The sequence below is a fragment of the Staphylococcus sp. AtHG25 genome (assembly GCF_003217445.1).
Taxonomy (GTDB): domain Bacteria; phylum Bacillota; class Bacilli; order Staphylococcales; family Staphylococcaceae; genus Staphylococcus; species Staphylococcus haemolyticus.
Genome location: NZ_QJSN01000035.1, coordinates 3,167 through 4,798 on the forward strand (window position 1 = coordinate 3,167; position 1,632 = coordinate 4,798).

At 50.2% G+C, this 1,632-nt stretch carries 1 rRNA gene; it reads right to left on the reverse strand.

What is annotated here, in order from left to right:
• Positions 1-79: 79 nt before the first annotated feature.
• Positions 80-1,630, reverse strand: a 16S ribosomal RNA gene (locus tag BDW31_RS12210).
• Between the last annotated feature and the right edge of the window lie 2 nt (positions 1,631-1,632).

The following is a 1,632-nucleotide window of genomic DNA, read 5'->3' on the forward strand; positions in this document are numbered from 1 at the left end:
TTTAAATAAACATTCAAAACTGAATACAATATGTCACGTTATTCCTCATCTCTACGAGATGTTCCGAATATATCCTTAGAAAGGAGGTGATCCAGCCGCACCTTCCGATACGGCTACCTTGTTACGACTTCACCCCAATCATTTGTCCCACCTTCGACGGCTAGCTCCAAATGGTTACTCCACCGGCTTCGGGTGTTACAAACTCTCGTGGTGTGACGGGCGGTGTGTACAAGACCCGGGAACGTATTCACCGTAGCATGCTGATCTACGATTACTAGCGATTCCAGCTTCATGTAGTCGAGTTGCAGACTACAATCCGAACTGAGAACAACTTTATGGGATTTGCTTGACCTCGCGGTTTCGCTGCCCTTTGTATTGTCCATTGTAGCACGTGTGTAGCCCAAATCATAAGGGGCATGATGATTTGACGTCATCCCCACCTTCCTCCGGTTTGTCACCGGCAGTCAACTTAGAGTGCCCAACTTAATGATGGCAACTAAGCTTAAGGGTTGCGCTCGTTGCGGGACTTAACCCAACATCTCACGACACGAGCTGACGACAACCATGCACCACCTGTCACTTTGTCCCCCGAAGGGGAAAGCTCTATCTCTAGAGTTGTCAAAGGATGTCAAGATTTGGTAAGGTTCTTCGCGTTGCTTCGAATTAAACCACATGCTCCACCGCTTGTGCGGGTCCCCGTCAATTCCTTTGAGTTTCAACCTTGCGGTCGTACTCCCCAGGCGGAGTGCTTAATGCGTTAGCTGCAGCACTAAGGGGCGGAAACCCCCTAACACTTAGCACTCATCGTTTACGGCGTGGACTACCAGGGTATCTAATCCTGTTTGATCCCCACGCTTTCGCACATCAGCGTCAGTTACAGACCAGAAAGTCGCCTTCGCCACTGGTGTTCCTCCATATCTCTGCGCATTTCACCGCTACACATGGAATTCCACTTTCCTCTTCTGCACTCAAGTTTTCCAGTTTCCAATGACCCTCCACGGTTGAGCCGTGGGCTTTCACATCAGACTTAAAAAACCGCCTACGCGCGCTTTACGCCCAATAATTCCGGATAACGCTTGCCACCTACGTATTACCGCGGCTGCTGGCACGTAGTTAGCCGTGGCTTTCTGATTAGGTACCGTCAAGACGTGCACAGTTACTTACACGTATGTTCTTCCCTAATAACAGAGTTTTACGATCCGAAGACCTTCATCACTCACGCGGCGTTGCTCCGTCAGGCTTTCGCCCATTGCGGAAGATTCCCTACTGCTGCCTCCCGTAGGAGTCTGGACCGTGTCTCAGTTCCAGTGTGGCCGATCACCCTCTCAGGTCGGCTACGTATCGTCGCCTTGGTAAGCCGTTACCTTACCAACTAGCTAATACGGCGCGGGTCCATCTATAAGTGATAGCAAAACCATCTTTCACTATCGAACCATGCGGTTCGAAATATTATCCGGTATTAGCTCCGGTTTCCCGAAGTTATCCCAGTCTTATAGGTAGGTTACCCACGTGTTACTCACCCGTCCGCCGCTAACGTCAAAGGAGCAAGCTCCTTATCTGTTCGCTCGACTTGCATGTATTAGGCACGCCGCCAGCGTTCATCCTGAGCCAGGATCAAACTCTCCATAAAAA